At 62.8% G+C, this 19,320-nt stretch carries 17 protein-coding genes and 1 pseudogene; 5 read left to right on the forward strand and 13 right to left on the reverse strand.

All coding sequences use genetic code 11. The annotated features are described in order from the left end of the window. Positions 1-56 precede the first annotated feature (56 nt). Positions 57-971, reverse strand: a complete 915-nt coding sequence (locus JQ624_RS10980; protein ID WP_212418897.1) for an intradiol ring-cleavage dioxygenase — start codon at positions 969-971, stop codon at positions 57-59. Between the two features lie 137 nt (positions 972-1,108). On the opposite strand from JQ624_RS10980, the gene JQ624_RS10985 reads away from it, so the two are divergent. Further along, positions 1,109-2,383, forward strand: coding sequence for a serine hydrolase (locus JQ624_RS10985; protein WP_212418898.1), 1,275 nt, complete (start codon positions 1,109-1,111; stop codon positions 2,381-2,383). A 151-nt stretch (positions 2,384-2,534) separates the two neighbouring features. Continuing rightward, positions 2,535-4,043 carry a sensor histidine kinase gene (locus JQ624_RS10990; protein WP_212419033.1) on the forward strand — a complete coding sequence of 503 codons (1,509 nt, stop codon included), beginning with the start codon at positions 2,535-2,537 and terminating at the stop codon, positions 4,041-4,043. Here the strand turns inward: JQ624_RS10990 and JQ624_RS10995 are convergent, their stop codons facing one another. The 3 genes from JQ624_RS10995 to JQ624_RS11005 form a co-directional block, all read right to left on the reverse strand. Then, the gene (locus JQ624_RS10995) at positions 4,044-5,363 is read right to left on the reverse strand and encodes a TRAP transporter large permease (protein ID WP_212418899.1); all 1,320 of its coding nucleotides are present in this window, start codon (positions 5,361-5,363) and stop codon (positions 4,044-4,046) included. Further along, the gene (locus tag JQ624_RS11000; protein ID WP_212418900.1) at positions 5,360-5,875 is read right to left on the reverse strand and encodes a TRAP transporter small permease; all 516 of its coding nucleotides are present in this window, start codon (positions 5,873-5,875) and stop codon (positions 5,360-5,362) included. The genes JQ624_RS10995 and JQ624_RS11000 overlap by 4 nt, the downstream gene beginning before the upstream one ends. 84 nt (positions 5,876-5,959) lie before the next feature. Next, the gene (locus tag JQ624_RS11005; protein ID WP_212418901.1) at positions 5,960-6,958 is read right to left on the reverse strand and encodes a TRAP transporter substrate-binding protein; all 999 of its coding nucleotides are present in this window, start codon (positions 6,956-6,958) and stop codon (positions 5,960-5,962) included. Positions 6,959-7,854: 896 nt separating this feature from the next. Between JQ624_RS11005 and JQ624_RS11010 the strand changes: the two genes are divergently transcribed. The 3 genes from JQ624_RS11010 to JQ624_RS11020 all read left to right on the forward strand — a co-directional run bounded on the left by JQ624_RS11010 (position 7,855) and on the right by JQ624_RS11020 (position 10,235). Further along, a complete protein-coding gene (locus JQ624_RS11010; protein WP_212418902.1) occupies positions 7,855-8,250 on the forward strand; it encodes a helix-turn-helix domain-containing protein in 396 nt (131 codons plus the stop codon). A 403-nt stretch (positions 8,251-8,653) separates the two neighbouring features. Next, positions 8,654-9,475: an enoyl-CoA hydratase gene (locus JQ624_RS11015; RefSeq protein WP_212418903.1), complete on the forward strand. Its 822-nt coding sequence runs from the start codon at positions 8,654-8,656 to the stop codon at positions 9,473-9,475. 94 nt (positions 9,476-9,569) lie between these two features. Then, a complete protein-coding gene (locus JQ624_RS11020) occupies positions 9,570-10,235 on the forward strand; it encodes a phosphoribosylanthranilate isomerase (protein WP_212418904.1) in 666 nt (221 codons plus the stop codon). Between the two features lie 3 nt (positions 10,236-10,238). Here the strand turns inward: JQ624_RS11020 and JQ624_RS11025 are convergent, their stop codons facing one another. The 9 genes and pseudogenes from JQ624_RS11025 to JQ624_RS11060 form a co-directional block, all read right to left on the reverse strand. After that, a complete protein-coding gene (locus JQ624_RS11025; RefSeq protein WP_212418905.1) occupies positions 10,239-11,321 on the reverse strand; it encodes an isocitrate/isopropylmalate dehydrogenase family protein in 1,083 nt (360 codons plus the stop codon). A 152-nt stretch (positions 11,322-11,473) separates the two neighbouring features. Next, positions 11,474-12,544 (reverse strand): alcohol dehydrogenase, encoded by a 1,071-nt coding sequence (locus JQ624_RS11030; RefSeq protein WP_212418906.1) that lies wholly within the window; start codon positions 12,542-12,544, stop codon positions 11,474-11,476. Positions 12,545-12,646: 102 nt separating this feature from the next. Then, on the reverse strand, positions 12,647-13,627 hold the full coding sequence (locus JQ624_RS11035; RefSeq protein ID WP_249129693.1) for an ABC transporter ATP-binding protein: 981 nt from the start codon (positions 13,625-13,627) through the stop codon (positions 12,647-12,649). Continuing rightward, positions 13,624-14,604 (reverse strand): ABC transporter ATP-binding protein, encoded by a 981-nt coding sequence (locus JQ624_RS11040; RefSeq protein WP_249129694.1) that lies wholly within the window; start codon positions 14,602-14,604, stop codon positions 13,624-13,626. Before JQ624_RS11040 ends, JQ624_RS11035 begins: the two co-directional genes overlap by 4 nt. 11 nt (positions 14,605-14,615) lie before the next feature. Then, complete coding sequence (locus tag JQ624_RS11045) at positions 14,616-15,215, reverse strand: ABC transporter permease (protein WP_312014410.1); 600 nt, start codon at positions 15,213-15,215, stop codon at positions 14,616-14,618. Beyond that, on the reverse strand, positions 15,155-15,487 hold the full coding sequence (locus JQ624_RS38525) for a hypothetical protein (protein WP_249129697.1): 333 nt from the start codon (positions 15,485-15,487) through the stop codon (positions 15,155-15,157). The genes JQ624_RS11045 and JQ624_RS38525 overlap by 61 nt, the downstream gene beginning before the upstream one ends. Further along, a complete protein-coding gene (locus tag JQ624_RS11050) occupies positions 15,474-16,424 on the reverse strand; it encodes an ABC transporter permease (protein WP_212418908.1) in 951 nt (316 codons plus the stop codon). The genes JQ624_RS38525 and JQ624_RS11050 overlap by 14 nt, the downstream gene beginning before the upstream one ends. A 6-nt stretch (positions 16,425-16,430) precedes the next feature. Beyond that, a complete protein-coding gene (locus tag JQ624_RS11055; protein WP_212418909.1) occupies positions 16,431-17,972 on the reverse strand; it encodes an ABC transporter substrate-binding protein in 1,542 nt (513 codons plus the stop codon). 149 nt (positions 17,973-18,121) lie between these two features. After that, positions 18,122-19,311: pseudogene (locus JQ624_RS11060) on the reverse strand (CaiB/BaiF CoA transferase family protein). Between the last annotated feature and the right edge of the window lie 9 nt (positions 19,312-19,320).

Genomic DNA, 19,320 nt, shown 5'->3' on the forward strand with positions numbered 1-19,320 from the left:
TTCGCCCAATTCTTGTGCGTCGCACAAGAATTGGGCAGCGCGATGTAATCGGTGTTTCAAGCGTCCTCGGTGGCCTTCGCCATCATCGGTTTCGGCGCGCTTCCCTCGCCCGGCTTCATGCGGAATTCGTAGGTCATGAGGTGCCACGGCGCGGCCGCAGGCTTGCCGTCCGGCATCGTCGGATCGGTCCGCTTTTCGATTTTGGCAACCAGCTCGTCCTTGACCCCGAACACCACGTCGGAATCGAGATATTTGTCGCCGTCCATGAAGACATGCGTGATCAGCGGCTGGTAGCCGGGCGCGGCGACCAGGAAATGCACATGGGCCGGCCGCATCGCATGGCGGCGGGTCTGCACGATCATCTCGCCGACCGGACCATCGGTGGGAATGGGATAGCTGCACGGCAGGATGGTGCGGAAGAAGAACCTTCCATCGGCATCGGTAATGAAGCGCGCCCGCGACGACGGCCCCTCCGTCGCATAGGCCGGCTTCTGGGAATCGTAGAAGCCGTCATCATCGGCGTGCCAGACGTCCACCGGCGCATTCGCCAGCGGCTTGCCCTTAAGGTCGGTGACGCGGCTCTGCACGAACATCCGCTCGCCCGGCAGCGTGGCCGAGATATCGGTCCCGTGGGGCGTCACCTTGTGTTCGCCAACATAGAACGGGCCGAGCACCGTGGTCTCGGTGGCGCCCTCGCGCTCCCTGTGGTTCACGGCGTCGACCAGCATCGAGACGCCGAGCACATCGGAGAGCAGGATGAACTCCTGCCGGATCGGGGTGCACTTCTGGCCGGTCCGGGTCAGAAAATCGATCGCGTACTCCCACTCCTCGAAGGTGAGGTCGGTCCTGCGGACATAGTCGTGCAGCGATTTCACTAGTTCCTGCAGCAGGAATTTGGCGCGTGGATCCGGCGTATCGTCGAAACTGCGGATCACGGCGGCGGTCAGTTCGGTTTCGCTGAATTGGCGCATTTTTGCTGTCCTGCGGGATAGGCGAAGGCTGGCGTCAGCCTATACCACGGCCCCGCGCGCTGTAAGCACGGCCGGTTGGAATGGGGTACACTTTTCGGCTATCAAGGCTGCCAATAGCCAGCCGGAGATCAGTGCCGATGTTAGCCCCCACCCCCGCCTCGCCCGAATCCGCCGGAATGTCGAAAGCGGCGCTCGATCGCCTCGAAAATCACCTGAAGCAGCGCTATGTCGACGGCGGGCGCTTCCCGGGGACACAGCTCCTGATCTATCGCCGCGGCAAGGTCGTGCATTCGACCGCGCAGGGCTTTGCCGACCTCGAGCGCAAGGTGCCGGTCAAGGACGACACGATCTTCCGCATCTATTCGATGACCAAGCCGCTCACGAGCGTAGCCTTCATGATGCTGGTCGAGGAAGGCCGCGTCGCGCTGGACGAGCCCGTGCACAAATACATCCCGGAATGGAAGAACCTCGGCGTGTTCGTGGCCGGGACGCATCCCGCCTTCCTGACCCGCCCGCCGTCGCGGCCAATGCTGATCGTGGATCTGCTGCGCCACACCTCGGGCCTGACGTATGGCTTCCAGCAGCGCGGCAATGTCGATGCCGCCTATCGCGAGAACAAGATCGGCGAAGTCGTCAAGGCCGGCACGCTGCAAACCATGATCGACGACCTCGCAAAGATCCCGCTGGAATTTTCACCGGGCGAGGCCTGGAACTACTCCGTCGCCACCGACGTGATCGGCTATCTCATCGGCCTGATCAGCGGCAAGCCGTTCGAGCAGTTCCTGAAAGAACGTATCCTCGATCCGCTCGGCATGAACGATACCGATTTCTTCGTGCCGAAGGACAAGGCGCATCGTTTAGCGGCGTGTTATTCGGCCGATCCGCAAGGCGGCATGACGTTCCATGCCACCGAGCGCAAGGGCACGCTGACGCTGCAGGACGATCCGGCGACGAGTTCGTTCCTGGAGCCGCCTTCCTTCATCTCCGGCGGCGGCGGCCTGTGCTCGACCGCGGCCGACTACCTGACCTTCTGCCGGGCGCTGCTCAATGGCGGCGAGCTCGGCGGCGTCCGCCTGCTGGGCCCGAAGACCTTGAAGCTGATGACGTCGAACCATTTGCCCGGCGGCGCCGATCTGCCGGCGATGTCGCGCTCGCTGTTCTCGGAAGCCGCCTATAACGGCATCGGCTTCGGGCTCGGCTTCGCCGTCACCATGAACCCTGCGCAAACGCTGATCGCCGGCAGCCCCGGCGAGTTCAACTGGGGCGGCGCGGCGACGACCTCGTTCTTCATCGACCCAGTGGAAGAGCTGATCACGATCTTCATGACGCAGGTGCTGCCGTCGAGCGCCTATCCGTTGCGGCGCGAACTGCGCACCATGGTGTATGCCGCCATCACCGACAGCAATCTCTAAAGACCGGAAAATCCGGGTTCCGCGGCGCGAAGGCGATCGCCCCGGAACCCGGCGCATTGCCGAGAGTGGATTTACATCCCTCTAATATCCTTGGCGAAATTCGGCGGCTTCTCCTATGCTTCGCCCGATTGGCGCCGACCCGGGGCTTGCGTTGCCGAAACTTTCATTGCCAGTGCGTCTCGCCCTTCTGGTCGCGGGAACCACGCTGCCGCTGATTATTTTCGCGGCCGGCCTCGTCTACAACAATTACAAGCAGGACCGCCAGAACGCGACCCAACGGGTGCTCGAAACCGTGCGCAGCATTCGCCTCGTGCTCGACTCGGAGATGCAGCGCATAACCGGTGCGCTCCAGGTGCTGTCGCTGACGGACACGCTGCGCAGCGGTGATTTCATCGGATTCCGGCGCATCGCCCAGGGCTTCCTCGACCAGTACGGCGAAGGCGGCGTCGTACTGGTGGCGGACCGCGAAGGCCGCCAGGTGTTCTCATCGCTCACCCCGGATTCCGCGAGCCTGCCGCCACGCAACAACCTCGCCATGGTGGACAAGGTCTTCGCGGAAAAGAAGCCGGTCTATTCCAACCTGTTCTTCGGGACCGTCAAGAAGCGCCTGATCGTGACGGTCGAAGTACCTGTCATTCGCGACAACGAGGTGCTCTACGACATCTCCTTCAGTCCGCCGATCGAAATTTTTCAGGCCATGGTCGAGCAGCAGCGGCCGAGCAAGGACTGGACAATCTCGATCTTCGACGGCGAAGGCACCAATTTCGCGCGCGTGCCGAACCCGCAGGAAACCGTCGGCAAGCGTGCATCGTCCTCGCTTTATGTGCAGATGTTCCACAATCCCGAAGCTACCGTGCCGACGGTATCGCTCGAGGGCGTGCCGCTGATTACGAGCTTTGCCCGCTCCTCGCTCACCGGCTGGACGGTTGCCGCAGGGGTCGCCGAAAGCTCGCTGGTCGCGCCGCTCTGGCGCAACCTCGCGATCACCAGCGTGATGGGCGCCGTTCTGCTGATGGTCGGCCTCGCCTTTGCGGTACGGATGGCGACCCAGATCGCCCGCGGCGAGATGCTCCACAATCTCCTGATCGAGGAACTCAACCACCGCGTCAAGAACACGCTCGCGGTGCTGCAGTCGATCGCCACCCAGACGTTCCGCAGCGCGAGCCGGGCGGAGCGCGAGAAATTCGAGGGAAGGCTCGGCGCGCTGGCGCAGGCGCACAATTTGCTGAGCCAGGAAAAATGGCAGGGCGCGGAGTTGCGGGAAGTGATTGCGCGGGTGCTGCAGCCCTATCTGCTCAACAATCCGGAGCGGATGCGGATGTTCGGACCGCAGGTTCCGCTGTCGCCGCGGCTCGCCGTGGTGCTGTCGATGATCGTGCACGAGATCGCAACAAATGCCGCCAAATACGGCGCGCTGTCGAACGACACCGGCACCGTGGCGGTGGACTGGGAGATCCTCGACGAAGGCGACGGGCGCAAGCTGCGGCTGATCTGGACCGAGGCAGGCGGCCCGCCCGTCACGGCGCCGGTGCAGCGCGGCTTCGGCTCGCGGCTGATCGAGCGCAGCGCGCGCGACCAGCTCGGCGGCGAGGCGACCGTCGACTTCCTGCCGCGCGGCGTCATCTACACCGTGAGCTGCGCGCTCGACAGGGACGAATAGCTACTTGAGCATCTCCGGCACGATCAGCCGTGGCAGGAACAGCGAAACGCCAGGCCAGATGATCAATGCGGCCAGCACCAGCAGCATCGGGATCAGCATGATGACCGTGTCCTTCAGCGCATAGCGCAGCCGCACGCCCGCGATCGAGCAGGCGATCATCAGGCACAGGCCATAGGGCGGCGTCACCAGCCCGAATGCCAGCGAGACGATCGAGATGATCGCAAACTGCACCGGGTGGAGGTCGACCGATTTCGCCAGCGGCTCGAGAACGGTACCGACGATGATGATCGCCGGAATGGCGTCGAGGAAGCAGCCCACCACCAGAAAGCAAAAGGAGATGAAGAAGCCCGCCGCGATCGGGCCCATGCCCCAGGTCGAGACGTTGGCCAGCAGTTCCTGCGGTATCCTGTAATAAGCCAATAGCCAGCCGAAGGCGCTCGCGGTACCGATGCAAAACAGCGCGACGCCGGCGAGACGTCCGGTGTCCAGCAACGCCTTGTAGAGCTGGCGCGCGCCGGTTTCACGGTAGAAGAACGTCGATAGCGCCACGGAATAGAGCACCGCGACGCATGCGGATTCGGTCGCGGTAAACCATCCCAGCAAAATGCCGCCGACGATGATGAACGGCGTCGTCAGCGCCGGTATCGACCGCAAGATCGCCCACCACATGTCCCGCCAGCTATCCTTCGGATAGGTCGGATAGCCGCGGCGCACGGCATAGACATGCACGGTCGCCATCTGCGCGCCTGCGATCAGCAATCCCGGCACGATACCGGCGAGGTACATCGCGGCGATCGAGGTCGAGATCAGCCCGCCCCATACGATCATCAGGATCGAGGGCGGGATGATGACGGCGAGCACGGCGGAAACCGCGGTGATGGCGATGGAGAAGGAGAGATCGTAGCCCTCCTTGGTCTGGGCGTCGATGAAGATCTTGGATTGGCTCGCCGCGTCCGCGGTGGAGGAGCCGGAGATGCCGGCAAAGAACACCGACAGCACGACATTGATCTGCGCCAGCGATCCCGGCCAATGCCCGACCATCGAGCGCGACAACGCGACCAGGCGGTCGGTGATGCCGCCGATGCTCATCAGGTTGGCGGTCAAGAGGAAGAACGGCACCGCCAGCAGGATGAACGAATTGTAGGCGTTGAAGGTCTCCTGCGCGAGCGTCATGATCGACAGGCGCGGCTCGGTCAAGAGGATCGGCACACAGGCAAGGCCGAGCGCAAAGGCGACCGGCACGCGTATGATGAGCAGGCCGATGAAAACCCCGAACAGGACCATGGCGGCCTGTCCGGCAGAAAGAACATTGCCGCTCATCGTTTTGCCCCAAGCAGAATCCGCATCTCATCGAGGATCTGCTCCCCCGCAAACACGATCCACGTCACGCCGGCCACCGGCCAGGCGACATGGATCATCCAGAGCGGCAGATCCGCCAGTTCCGACGTACGGTTCCAGGCGAACCGCGTGAATTCGAGCCCGGCCCACACAAACACCACCGCCATCGCCAGCACCCCGATCCGCGCGAGAATCCGCACCATGGCCTCGCTTCGGCGTGACAGGTCAGGCCAGACGTCAACCTCGAAATGCTGCGACTCCCTTATGCCGACCATGGCGCCGATCATGATCGTCCAGATGAACAGGAAGCGCGCCATCTCCTCGGTCCAGATGTAGGACGGAATGAACGGCGTGTAGCGCGAGATGATCTGCAATGTGACCGGAATGACCAGAATGCCGACGCAGGCGGCGAGCAGGATTTCCAGCAATTTTGCATAGGCCGCCGTCGCTCGGCGCCATAGCGACGGGTTCGGCGGCATTGGTATTTCAGTCATCATGACTCCGGAGGGATAACGATCACGGAATGGGGCAAGCCATCTGGCTTGCCCCGACTTTCCTGCCGCGCGGTGCGACAATTGTTACGCGACGTTGATCTTCTCGAAGATGCCCTCGGCGCCGATTTCCTTGGCGTAGGTGGCCATCACGGGATCGGCGAGCTTCTTCATGGCGTCGCGCTCCTCGAACGGAACGCGCTTGAGCTTGCCGGCCTTCTCCAGCGTGTCGAGCTTGACGACTTCCTCGCTCGACTCCAGTTGACGGCCGTAATCGCCGGCCTCCTTGCCGGCCTTCATGATCGCGTCCTGCAAGTCCTTGGGCAAGGTCTTCAGCGTTTTCACCGAGAAGCAGATCGGGCGGATCGATACCGCGTGCTGCGTCAGGTTGAGGTGGGGTGCTACTTCGTAGAACTTCATCGCCTCGACGCCGGCCGCCTCGTTCTCGCCGGCGGAGATCACGCCGTTCTGGATGGCGTTGTAGACTTCATTGTAGGCGATCACGGTCGGGCTCATGCCGACGGCCGCAAACGTCTTCGACCAGATCGGCGCGCCCTGCACGCGCACCTTGAGGCCCTTGAGGTCGGCAATGTTCTTGAGCGGTTTGTTGGCGAAGATGTTGCGGATGCCGCCGCCGGCATAGCCAATCAGAACCACCTCGGCCTTGGCCGCGACTTCATCGGCGATCGGCGCCAGAATGTTCTTTTCGACGACCTTGTTCATGTGCTCGATGCCCTTGAACACAAAGGGCGCGTCGATGAACGGCGCCGCCTTGGCGAAGGTCGACATGTGGGCCGGCGAGACGATGCCGTAATCGACCGCCTTGCCCTGGGACATGTACTCGAAATACTGCTTTTCGAGGCCGAGCGAAGAATTCTTGTGCAGCGTAAAATTGATCGGCTTGCCGTAATATTTCTTCACCAGCTCCTCGAACCGGATCAACGCCCTGTTGAAGGCATGATCGTCGTTGAACTGCACGGCTCCGTTGAGCGTGACGGGCGCTTGTGCCCTCAGGATCGTTGGCATGCCCAGCGCGCCGGCAGCCGCCGTCGCACCAAGGCCCGCAAGTACGGTTCTTCGCTTCATGGCGTTCCTCCCCTGTAATGCCCGTCCCTTGTAAGCGGGACTTTGGCCTGGCCGGCGATGCGGCCACTATCGCAAAGCGTATGCAAAACGGCGCGGCTGTGGAAGCCAATTTAAGTAGTACCCTGGACCAATAGGCCGCGGAGGGCGGGGCCGATGATCGCAATCATTTCGGCAAATCCGCCCCGAAGGCGCGGGCCGAACCGATGTCCCCGTCCGCAAATAGCCGCAAGCACCCTTCACGGCTTGCCCGGCCCATCAGTTGCCGAGGCAACGTCTTGCAATTCCATCTGATGCCGGCGGTGAGGTTCATGGCGCAGGCAACCGACACGCCGCAAATATTGCGCGATGTCGAGTCTGGCCCGCTGCATCAAAGCGCGGATGACGTGCGAGCATGCGTCTTGCCGCAATTTCCCGTCACGCTTGATCCGAAAACCGGAACTGAACTTTGCTGCATTTCATCAGGCATCACTGCCCGCGGAAGTTTTGCGCGATGCATGTCGATATCTAGGCGACACGCACTGCGAGTGATCGCATCATCAGTGGGAAAACCCCGTAGAAATCCGGTGCTTGGGCGCGACACAGTAAGCATGCTGGCCAAAATCTGTGGCCTTTGAACTCGCGGTGGTTGTGGTTTGTCGAATATTTTGTCAAATGTAGAGGGCGGGGTTTTTTGCCAAAATTCGCCCCGGGTGCCGACAGCCTTAAGTGGTTGGCGGCGCCGGTATCAGGATGCTTCCAATACGCGCATGCGTTTGGCTACCATCCGTAATATCTCAGGATTCCGGTGGTTCTCTTTACAACCTCACGGTTCGGACTGACATTAAACACGGCAAATGCGGATGAACCTCTGACCTACTTTTGCCAGGGTTTCCCGATTGAAGGACGGTAAAACCAGAATGAACAGATCAGCAGCGAAGAAGATGAAACAGCGCAGCGCCGGCAAACCCGATATCGAATTGGGCAAGCGGATTCGTCTGCGGCGTGTTGAACAGAAAATCTCTCAGGCGGAGCTTGGCGACAAGCTCGGCGTCAGCTTCCAGCAGGTCCAGAAGTACGAGAAGGGCGTCAACCGTGTCGGCGCTGCTCGTCTTCAGGCAATCGCGACCGCGCTCGACGTGCCCGTGACGTTCTTCTACGACGGCGACGGCAAGGCGCGCGAAGTCGAGAGCCTGCTGTTCCTGGACAGCGCGTTCAGCCTGAGGCTGTTGCGCGCCTACAGCAAGATCAAGGACCAGACCGTACAGCGTCAGCTGGTATCCTTGATGGAATCGATCGCCGCCAACGAGGGCTAGGCATTATCGCGCCTGGATCGCAGCACCGCGGACCCGATCAATCGACGCGAGAAATCGCCGGGTAGCCTGTTGCTGCGCTAGGCCTGATCTTGATCTGGCCGGGACAAGATCGGTTTGTTGCCATTGCGAAATGGCGGAATCCGGCCGCATCGCAGCAAGGCTGCGCGGCACGTTCCGGCGAACAGTCGCGGGCGCCAGCTTCCGCAGAGCTTCCCCCACCGTCATGGCCATGCCCGCCACGCCGCCACCCCGCGTGAGCCAAGGCCCTGCGCCGACGATCTCGCATTCCCTCCCCGCACCTGTTGCTGGTCTCGATGCAACGATTGACCTCGTCAACGATTGACCTCGGCACGACGCTTGTCCGACAATGTGGACCAGGTTTCCCGACTGAAAGCCGCAACCGATGCTCGACATCCCCAAAAGCGCCGAAACATCCCATGCCGACGGCAAGATCCTGCAAAGCGTCGGCGATGGCGTCGGCGTCATCACCTTCAACAATCCCGACAAGCGCAACGCGATGTCGCTCGAAATGTGGGAGGGCCTGGGCCTCGCGCTGGTCGAACTGCGCGACAATCCCGACGTCCGCGTCGTGATCCTGGTCGGCGCCGGCGACAAGGCCTTCGTCTCGGGCGCCGATATCAGCCAGTTTGAAAAGACCCGCCACAATGCGGCGGCCTCGGAAGAATATTCGAAACGGAGCGAGGCGCAGCGTGCGCTGCTGGCGAGCTACCCGAAGCCGACGATTGCCTGCATCCGCGGCTTCTGCCTCGGCGGCGGCATGCAGGTCGCGATGCTGACAGACATTCGCATTGCTTCCGACAACAGCCAGTTCGGCATTCCCGCCGCAAAGCTCGGCATTGCCTATGGCTATGACGGCCTCAAGCATCTGGTCTCGCTGGTCGGGCCCTCCTGGGCGCGGCTCATCATGTACACGGGCATGCGGATCGAGGCTGCGGAAGCCGTACGCATTGGATTGGTCGACCGCGTGCTGCCGGATGCGGAATTATGGGACGCCACCATGGAGATCGCGCGCACCATCTCCGGCAACGCGCCGCTGGCGATCAAGGCCGCCAAGATCACCATTGCCGAGGTGTTGAAGGACGAAAGCAGGCGCGACATGGCCGCGATCAAGGCGATCGGCATGGCCTGCATGGACAGCGAAGATTTTCGTGAAGGCCGAACGGCTTTCATGGAAAAACGCAAGCCGCAGTTCAAGGGACGATAGTCACCGACTTCGGATGGCCAGCGATCAGGGGCGGGCCTCGCGGCTTCGCCATTGTTGGCGTCGGGGTCCGCAAAGCGAAGAGTGAATTTGCGCCATGCTGACGCAGATCTATGAGATATCGACAACATCTGAAGCAGATGCGATATCCGCTTTGGGTGTCGACCATGTTGGAGTACTGGTCGGAAACGGCGCCTTTTCCAGAGAGCGCTCGGCGCGCGAAGCCGCCGCGATCACGGCAGCGATAAGGGGACCTTCGAAGTCGGTGGTGCTCTTCCTATCCGCCGATTTCGCGCTCATCGAGCATATGGCCCGAGAGCTCAGACCGGCGATCGTTCATCTCGGGGCGTCGGCCGAACTGCTCCGACCTGCGCACGTTATCGATTTGCGAAAGGCCCTTCCGAATATCCTGTTCATGCGAAGCGTGGCTGTGACGGGACCGGAAAGTGTTTCGATCGCCAAGAGCTATGACGGAGTGGTCGATTTTCTGCTGCTCGATAGCCATCGCGAAGGCGACCCGCAAATTGGCGCGCTCGGAGTCACCCACGACTGGAACATCAGCCGGAGGATCGTCGAAGGAGTTCGAACCCCGGTTATCCTGGCTGGCGGGCTCGGCCCTGACAACGTCGCCGAGGCGATCCGTGCCGTGCAACCCGCGGGAGTCGATTCCAAGACACGGACAGATCTTGGCGACACCCACACAAAAGATTTGATCAAGGTCGAGGCATTCAACAAGGCGGCAAAGGATTTCGCACCTGTGTGACCTCTACAGCGCCGCAAGCACCGCTTTCGTAATATCCGCGGTGCCGTTGCTGCCGCCGAATTCCATTGGCTTGACGCCGCCGACATAGGCCTTGTCCACCGCGCGCTCGATGCGCTCGCCGGCCTCGGCGGCGCTTTCGAGGCCGTGCCTGTCGGCGAGCCAGTCCAGCATCATCGCCGCCGACAGGATCATCGCGGTGGGATTGGCCTTGCCCTGGCCCATGATGTCGGGCGCGGTGCCGTGACAGGGTTGGAACACGGCATAACGGTCGCCGATATCGGCGGAGGGGGCCATGCCGAGCCCTCCGATCAGGCCGGCGGCAAGGTCGGAGAGAATGTCGCCGAACATGTTCTCCGTCACCATGACGTCGAAGTCCCAGGGCCGCTTCACCATCATCAGCGAACAGGCATCGACATAGAGCCGGTCGGCCTTGACGCCAGGGTGGCGCTTGGCCGCCTCATCGAACATCTCGCGAAAGAACGCGAACGCCCTGAACACGTTGGCCTTATCGACGCAGGTCAAGCCGCCATTGGTCCGCCCGCGCGCCTTGCGGCGTTCGGCGAGGCGGAACGAGAATTCAAACAGCCGCTCCGAGGTCTTGCGCGTGATCACGAGCGTCTCGCGCGCCTCGGTGTCCGTCACCACGCCCTTGCCCATCGAGGCGAACAGGCCTTCGGTGGATTCCCGGATCAGCACGAAATCGATGCCGCGCTGGTCGGCGCCGACGATGGGGCTCGGCACGCCCGGAATCAGCCGCGCCGGGCGCACGCCGGCATAGAGGTCGAAATGGAAGCGCAGTTCGATCTGCGGAGCGATCTCGGTATTGTCAGGGTAGCGCACCGACGGCAGGCCGCAGGCGCCGAGCAGGATGGCATCCGCTTCCTCGCACAGCCGCACGGTGCTGTCCGGCATCGACTTGCCGGTCGCGAGATAATTGTTGGCGCCGGCCGGGGCATCGGTGAAGCGGAATTTGAGGTCCGTCGTCGCCTCGATCCTGCGCAGGACTTCCAGCGCCGGCGCCATCACCTCGGGGCCGATGCCATCGCCGCCGAGCACGGCGATGTGGAGGGCGTTGTTTGCGGACATAGGGTTTCCTTGGAATTGCAGGCGTCAGTGGCCTCGTGGTTCGAGACGCGCGGCGTTGCCGCGCTCCTCACCATGAGGGTCTAAGACCTCATCCTGAGGAGCGCACACTTGTGCGCGTCTCGAAGGATGAAGCCACGGCACGTGAAGCCGGCCTACGGCGTCAGCACGGCGCGGCCGACCAGCTTGCCTTTTTGCAAATCGGTCAACGCTTCGTTCGCCTTCGCGAGCGGCATCGTTGTTACCGGAATCGGTGCGATCATCTTGTTGCGAACGAGTTCGAGCAATTCCTCGGTTTCGCGCAAATTGCCGACATAGCTGCCCTGGATCGTGATCGCCTTGATCGGGATCAGCGGCAGCGCCCAGGTTGCACCGCCGCCGAACAGGCCGACGATGACGAGCTTGCCGCCCTTGGTCAGGCAGTCGAAACCGAGCTGCGTGGTCTGCGCATTGCCGACGAGATCGATCACGGCGCGGATCGGACCGCCGGCCGCCTTCGTCAGTTGCTCCAGCGCATCCGGCGCCTTGCCGTCGACGGTGGCGAGCGCACCGGCCGCCTCAGCGGCTTCGCGCTTGCGTGCATCGATATCGACGACGATGGCGCCCTTGCCGCCCATCGCCTTCAACAGCGACAGCGCCATCAGGCCGAGCCCGCCGGCGCCGAAGATGACGATCGGCGAGTTGAAGGCGAATTCGACCTTCTTCAGCGCGCTGTAGGTGGTGACGCCGGAACAGGCATAGGGCGCCGCGGTGACGGGATCAAGCCCCCTGAGGTTCAACAGATACTTCGGATTTGGCACCGTCATGTGATCGGCATAGCCGCCGTCGCAATAGACGCCGAGTGAATTTGGTTTCACCACGCACATGTTCTCGTCGCCGCCCAAACACGTCGCGCATTTGCCGCAGCCGAGCCAGGGATAGACCAGCGCGACATCACCGACCTTGAGATCGCCCTTGTCGGCCGCGGTGACGTCAGGCCCGAACGCCAGCACCTCGCCGACCGTCTCGTGCCCCATCGTGCGCGGCAGCGACACGCCACGGTCCTTCAGAGACAGCGGCTTGCGGCCATGGCCGAGATCATAGCCGCCTTCCCAGATGTGAAGATCGCTGTGGCAGACGCCGGCCGCCTTCACCTTGATCAGCACCTGCGTGCCCGTCGGCTGCGGCGTCTCCTGATCCACCTCTTTCAGGGGTGCGTTGAACTCGGCGACCTGAAAACTCTTCATCGCTTCTCTCCCATCATTCTTGTTCTTGGCACAGGCATTTCTTGCGCGGACATTGCCACGTCTGCCCAGTCGAGACAAACGCCGCCGACGCTTTCCCGGTATTCAGATCAGCGGGTGATGGCAAGCCACGAACTGCCCCGGCGCCACGGCGCGCAGTTCCGGCACCTCGTCGCTGCATCGCTGATCCGCACGGGGACAGCGGGTGCGAAACCGGCAGCCGGACGGCGGCGCGATCGGCGATGGCGGCTCTCCCACCGGCACGGTCTCGGTCGGGCGGACGTCCGGATCGGGCACCGGAATCGCCTCGATCAGCAGCGCGGTATAGGGATGCGCCGGCCGGGCGAACAGCTGTTCGGAAGGGCCGACCTCGCACAACCGGCCGAGATACATCACCGCCACGCGGTCGCTGACGGCTTTCACCACCGCGAGGTCGTGCGCGATGAACAACAGCGTCAAGCCGAACCGGCCCTTCATCTCTTCCAGCAAATTGAGTATCTGGGCGCGGATGGAAACATCGAGCGCGGAAACCGGCTCGTCGCAGACGATGAACTCCGGGTTGAGGATGAGCGCGCGCGCGATGCAGATGCGCTGGCACTGGCCGCCGGAGAATTCATGCGGCAGCCGTCCCACGACCAGGGTCGGATCAAGCCCGACCGCACTCAGCACCTCGTGGACGAGCTGCTCGCGCTTCTCCGGATCCTTGACGCCTGCAATCACCAGCGGCTCGGCGACGATGTCGCCGATCTTGCGGCGCGGGTTCAGCGAGGCGATCGGATCCTGGAAGATCAGTTGCACACGCCGGCGCATCTGGCGCAGCGCGTCGCCCTGCATCGTCGTGAGATCGTGACCGTCGAACAGAACCCGCCCCGAGGTCGGCCGGCGCAATTGCAGCACCGCCCGGCCCAGCGTCGATTTTCCGCAGCCGGATTCGCCGACCAGACCCAGCGTCTCGCCGCGGGCGATCTGCAAGGACACGCCGGACACGGCATGAACGATCTTCGCGCCGACGGGATATTCCACGACCAGATCGTCGACGGCGAGCAGCGGCTCGCCAGAAGCGGCCGACACGGCTTGCTGCATCATGCGACGGCCTCCGCATGGACTTCGATCGGGTGGAAGCAGGCATATTGATGTTCGCTCGTCTCTGCCGCCTCGAGCGCGGGCTTCTCGGTATGACAGCGGGCCACCGCATAGCGGCAGCGCGGCGAGAACGAGCACCCCAGCATTGGCCGGGTCGGATCGGGCGGACGCCCCGAGATGGCCGGCAGGGGCGTGTGGGGCGCGGCATCGAGTTTAGGGAGCGCCGCCAGCAGCGCCTCGGTATAAGGCATTCGCATCTTCTTGAACAACGCGGGCGTCGGCGCGCGCTCGACCACGCGGCCGGCATACATCACGGCGACTTCATCGGTGCGGCCGGCGACGACGCCGAGATCATGGGTGATCAGGATCATCGCCATGTGCCGGCGGCGCTGCTCCCGCGCCAGGAGATCGAGGATCTGCGCCTGGATCGTCACGTCGAGCGCGGTGGTCGGCTCGTCGGCGATCAACAGTTTTGGCTCGCAGGATAGCGCAATCGCAATCGCCACCCGCTGGCGCATCCCGCCGGAGAGCTGGTGCGGATACTGCGCCAGCCGCTGCTCGGGCGCCGGGATTCCGACCGCCGCGAGCAATTCGATACTGCGCCTGGTGGCGGTGGCGTCGTCGAGTTCGAGATGCTCCTGCAGCGTCTCGATCAACTGGGTGCCGATCGTGAGCACCGGGTTGAGCGAGGTCATCGGGTCCTGGAACACGACCGCCAGCGAGCGGCCGCGCAGCTTGCGCAATTTCTCCGGCGAGAGCTGCAGCAGGTCCTGCCCGTCGAACATCACCCGGCCCGAGAGCTTTGCCTTCTTCGGCAGCAGTTGCAGGATCGCCCGCGACAGCATGGTCTTGCCGCAGCCGGATTCGCCGACCACGCCGAGCGTCTGGCCGGCGCCGACGGTGAGGTTGACCCGATCCACCGCGCGCAGATTGCCGCGCGGGGTCGGCAGATCGACGACAACGTCTTCGACGGAAAGCAAGGTATTCCCAGTCACAGCGCGCCCTGACGTGGGTCGGTGAGCGCACGCAGCGTATCGCCGACCAGATTGAAGGAAAGCACGGTGAGGAACATCGCCGCTGCCGGGAGGAAGGCGAGCCTTGGCGCGACATCGAGGCTCTCGCGCCCCTCCCCAATCATGGTGCCCCAGCTCGAGATCGGCGGCGGCACGCCGAGGCCCAGGAATGACAAGGCGCCCTCGACCACGATGGTGACGGCAACGGCGAGCAGGAAGAAGGCAAACAGGGGCAGGATCACGTTCGGCAATAGTTCGCGCAACAGGATGCGCGCATGCGTGGCCCCGAGCGCTTGCGCGGCGATAACGAATTCACGCCGCGCGAGCGTCAACGTCGCCGCCCGCGCCACCCGCATGAAGGCGGGAATTCCGAGCACACCGAGAATGAAGGTGAGGTTGAGGATCGACTGCCCCAGGAAGGCGGTCACGGCCAGCGCCAGAATCAGGGGTGGAAACGCCAGCAGCACGTCCATGCTGCCGACCACGATCGATTCGAACCGGCCGCGGAAATAGCCCGCTAGCATGCCGAGCGCGCCACCGATGATGAGCCCGATGATGGGTGCACACAGCCCGACCACGAGCGAAATTCGCGCGCCATGGACGAGCCTGAGAGCTCGTCGCGGCCAAGACCGTCGGTTCCGAGCCAGTGCTCCATGGAGAACGGAGCCCGCCGCTCCAGCATGTCCATATCGGTCGGGCTCGGCAGCGGCAGCACCGGCGCCAGGATCGCGACCGCAAACATGAAAATCATCCAGCCGATCGCCATCCAGAACAGCAGCCCCAATCGGCGTCCGCGCTTTGCCGGTTGCGCCGCGACGCCTTCGTCGATTGCGAGTTCAAGCGTGGCCATGACGAATCCTGGGGTCGAGGACGGCGTAGAGCAAATCCACAATGAAGTTCACGATCACGAAACCGGCGCCAACCAGCAGCACCACACCCTGCAGGATGATGAGGTCGCGGGTATAAATCGCGCCGATCAGGAGCCGGCCGATCCCCGGAAGCGCGAAGATCGTCTCCACGATGACGGTGCCGCCGATCAATCGCCCGATATTGATGCCGGTGATCGTGACCAGCGTCAGCGAGGACGGTTTCAGCGCGTGCACGAACAAGATGCGGGAGGCTTTCAATCCCTTGGCTTTCGCCAGTGCGATATAGTCTTCCTGCAGGGTCGCGATCATGTCGGAGCGCAGCACCCGCATGATCCCCGGCCATTCGGCGAGTGCCAGCGTCAGCGCCGGCAACACCATGAAGCGCAGGTTCGCGGCCGGGTCTTCGGTAAACGAGATGTAGCCCGTCGCCGGCAGCCAGCGCAGCTCCACCGCGAAGAGATAGATCAGCAGGATCGCCGACAGGAAGGCCGGCACGGAGAGCATCGCAAAGGCACTGCCGGTCACGAAGCGATCGAAGGCGCTGCCGCTGCGGGCCGCGCACACGATGGCCAGCGGAACGCCGATGATGAGGCCGATGATTTCGGCCAGGAGCATTAGCTCGATCGATACCGGCAGCCGTTCGGTCACCGCCTGCAGCACCGTTTGCCCGGTGCGGAACGACCGGCCGAAGTCGCCCTGCAGGATGTTGCCGAGCCAGCTGAAATAACGGATCCAGACCGGTTGATCGAGCCCCATGTCCTTGCGAAGCGCCGCGACGTTTTCAGGCGTCGCCTGATCGCCGAGGATCACGTAGGCGAGATCGCCCGGCAGCAGCGAGGCGATGAAGAACGTCAACAGCGATACGGCGATCAGGACCGGTGTCAGGTACAAAAGCCTACGCGCAACAAAGAACAGCATGGAAGATCATTCCAGCCAGGTGTCCGAGACGTCGATGACCCCATGATAGATTTTTGGCAGGCCCTTCAGCCTGGACGTCGCGATCGCGTAATAGGTGTTCTGGAAGGTCCAGAACCAGATCGCCTCCTTGTTGATGATGCGGCTGATCGCGCAATAATCTTCGGTCCGCTTTTCCGGATCGGCCGTGACCCGCGCGTGGTCGAGCAGTTTGTCGAGTTCGGGATTGGAATAATTGGCGAGCGCCACCGGGCTGCCGGTGCGGAAGTTGGCGTACATCTGGGGATCGGGATCGGCGAGATCGACGATCCGCCACCCTATCACCTGAAACTGGCGCATGAAGGCGCGTGGCGGGAACGAGGCCTGATCGATCTGCTCGATCTCCGCATTGGCGCCCGCCCGTTTCCAGAACTGCTGCAGCACCTGACCGATGGTGCGGCCGCGCGGCGTCGCGGTGACCACCAGCTTGAACTCGACCGGCTTGCCATAGTCCTTGATCAGCGCCTTTGCTTTCTCAACGTCTTCAGGAAGCGCACCGTCGTCCTTGCACTTGACCCAGGAACCGTCGCCATAGGGGTTGCTGGCGGGTCGCGCGAGGCCATTGGTGATCGCCTGCGACATCTTCTTGCGGTCGAGTGCCATCACCAATGCCTGGCGCACGCGGACATCATCGAACGGTGCGACCTTGGTGTTGATGGCGTAAACCTGCGCGCCGGAGCCGGCGTAGGTGTGCACCTTCATCTTGGGATCTTTTTGAGCGCGCGCGATGTTATCGGCGCTGTATTCGTCGTCCCAGACGATATCGGCCTCACCGGATTGCAGGCTGGCGAAACGCGACTGCGCGTCCGGCAACGGCTTCAACACGATGCGGTCGAGATAGGGACGGCCCTTGTTCCAGTAATCCGGATTCTTTTCCAAAACCATGCGGTCGCCCGCGGTCCAGGACTTCAGAATAAAGGGACCGGTGCCGACCGGGTTGCGGTTGTAGTCGTCGCCCTTGGTCTTCCACGCCGTCGGCGAGTGAACAACATTGTTTGAACTCTGAATGGTCATCAGTGCAGGCTGGTTGACCTGCGGATCATTCAGATTGTAGACCACTGTCAGCTCATCGGGCGCCTGCACGTTGTTGACATAGGCGATGTAAAACGCGCATCGGCATTTGTTGGCAGGGTCTTTCTGCCGATCGAAATTTTCCTTGACCGCTTGCGCATTGAAAGGCGTGCCGTCGTGAAACTTGACGCCAGGCCTGAGCTTGAATGTCCAGGTCTTGTAGTCATCCGAATGCGTCCAGGACAGCGCCAGCTTCGGTACCGGCTTGCCGTTGTCGTCGAGCGCGACGAGCGTGTCGAAGATCGCTGCGGCCGCGGTTTCCACCGCCGTGTCGTACACACCGACCTTTAGTGGATCGAAGCCGGGGATATCGACTTCGAGGCCGACGGTGATGCTGCCGCCCGCTTTCTGTGCGTTGGCAGGCATTGCCGACGACGCAACGCCAAATCCCGCCACAAGAAATATTCGCGCGAGCGCGCTCGAACGGATCGCCGCTTTCATCGATGTTCCCTCCGCTGTGTCATCCGTCCGGTATTCCGGATCATGATCGCTGCGGTAAGATTGTCTGGAATCGTCGTCGCGGGCAAGGCCGTTCGCAACCCGCGGATGAAAACGCCGCAGGTTCATGTTTCGCTGTGCGGACCGCGCTGTCAGCCGCGCGCGGTGACCTGCGCCTTTTCGGCAAAGGCTGCGATCTCATCCTCCGACAGCCCGGTCTCCTTCAGGTAGGCACGCGTATGCTCGCCGAGCGTCGACATGCGCCGCGCTGCCGAAACTGCGGCGCCCGACATGCGGAACGGCAGATTGAGCACCTTGAAGGTGCCGCCGCCGTCCTCGACCTCGGCCAATGCACCGCGATGGGCAATCTGGGGATCGCGCAGCGCCTCGGCGACGGTGCGGTAGGCCGATGAGGGAACGCCGTGCGCGTTGAGCGCCGCGAGGCATTGTTCGGTCGTCACGGCACGCGACCACGCCTCCACGCCTTCCATCAGGCTCGCCCAGTTTTCCCGCCGATCGGAATATTTCGCAAAGCGCGGATCGGTCACCCACTCCGGGTGACCGATCACCTGCATCAGGCTCTGGAAGGTTTTCTCGCTGGCGATCGCCATCATCACGTAGCCGTCCGTCGTCTCGGCCGCTGCGTCGGCTTCACTTCGAATTGCGACCATTGCAGTTCGTTCAGCGTCAGGCTCAGCATGGATTCCAGCATCGAGACATCGATATGCTGGCCCTGCCCGGTTGTCTTGCGCTGATACAGCGCCGCCGAGATGGCGCCGAACGCATAGACACCGGTCAGCACGTCAGCGTGGTAGATGCCGCAATAGTCCGGCCGGCTTCGTCCCGGCTGGTAAGCCAGATGCGCCATCTCATAGCCCGAGGCCGCGTGAATCACCGGCGCATAGGCCGGCAGCTCGGCCGACGGCCCGGTCTGGCCGTATCCCGAGATCGAGCAATAGATCAGCTTCGGGTTGACCTCATGCAGCGAGGCATAATCAAGCTTCAATCGCCGCATCACGCCCGGACGGAAATTCTCCACCAGCACGTCCGCGGTCGCGACCAGCCGGCGGACCGCCTCCGATCCCTCAGGCGACTTCAAATCCAGGACCAGGCTGTTCTTGCCGACATTGAGCTGGCCGAAGGCGGTCGAGCAATTATTCCGCACCGGCGGGCGGGTCCGCATCGTCTCGCCCTCCTCGGTCTCGACCTTGATAACCTCCGCTCCCATATCGGCGAGCATTCGTGTACAATGGGGTCCGGCAATCGTGGTCGAGAAATCGAGGACCCGCAGGCCTGCGAAGCTGCCTGTCAAATTCCTCTGATCATTGCCGGCTATGGTCATTACGTGAAG

Origin of the sequence: Bradyrhizobium sp. AUGA SZCCT0283, assembly GCF_018130385.1 — a bacterium.
GTDB lineage: Bacteria > Pseudomonadota > Alphaproteobacteria > Rhizobiales > Xanthobacteraceae > Bradyrhizobium.

Excerpts from the sequence above, each read along its gene's own strand:
- JQ624_RS11025 (WP_212418905.1), bottom strand. The coding sequence starts at position 11,321 with ATGTCCGCAAACAACGCCCTCCACATCGCCGTGCTCGGCGGCGATGGC.
- JQ624_RS10985 (WP_212418898.1), top strand. The coding sequence starts at position 1,109 with ATGTTAGCCCCCACCCCCGCCTCGCCCGAATCCGCCGGAATGTCGAAA.
- JQ624_RS38525 (WP_249129697.1), bottom strand. The coding sequence starts at position 15,487 with ATGGCCACGCTTGAACTCGCAATCGACGAAGGCGTCGCGGCGCAACCG.
- JQ624_RS11030 (WP_212418906.1), bottom strand. The coding sequence starts at position 12,544 with ATGAAGAGTTTTCAGGTCGCCGAGTTCAACGCACCCCTGAAAGAGGTG.
- JQ624_RS11005 (WP_212418901.1), bottom strand. The coding sequence starts at position 6,958 with ATGAAGCGAAGAACCGTACTTGCGGGCCTTGGTGCGACGGCGGCTGCC.
- JQ624_RS10980 (WP_212418897.1), bottom strand. The coding sequence starts at position 971 with ATGCGCCAATTCAGCGAAACCGAACTGACCGCCGCCGTGATCCGCAGT.
- JQ624_RS11020 (WP_212418904.1), top strand. The coding sequence starts at position 9,570 with ATGCTGACGCAGATCTATGAGATATCGACAACATCTGAAGCAGATGCG.
- JQ624_RS11000 (WP_212418900.1), bottom strand. The coding sequence starts at position 5,875 with ATGACTGAAATACCAATGCCGCCGAACCCGTCGCTATGGCGCCGAGCG.
- JQ624_RS11035 (WP_249129693.1), bottom strand. The coding sequence starts at position 13,627 with ATGATGCAGCAAGCCGTGTCGGCCGCTTCTGGCGAGCCGCTGCTCGCC.
- JQ624_RS11015 (WP_212418903.1), top strand. The coding sequence starts at position 8,654 with ATGCTCGACATCCCCAAAAGCGCCGAAACATCCCATGCCGACGGCAAG.
- JQ624_RS10995 (WP_212418899.1), bottom strand. The coding sequence starts at position 5,363 with ATGAGCGGCAATGTTCTTTCTGCCGGACAGGCCGCCATGGTCCTGTTC.
- JQ624_RS11050 (WP_212418908.1), bottom strand. The coding sequence starts at position 16,424 with ATGCTGTTCTTTGTTGCGCGTAGGCTTTTGTACCTGACACCGGTCCTG.
- JQ624_RS11055 (WP_212418909.1), bottom strand. The coding sequence starts at position 17,972 with ATGAAAGCGGCGATCCGTTCGAGCGCGCTCGCGCGAATATTTCTTGTG.
- JQ624_RS11010 (WP_212418902.1), top strand. The coding sequence starts at position 7,855 with ATGAACAGATCAGCAGCGAAGAAGATGAAACAGCGCAGCGCCGGCAAA.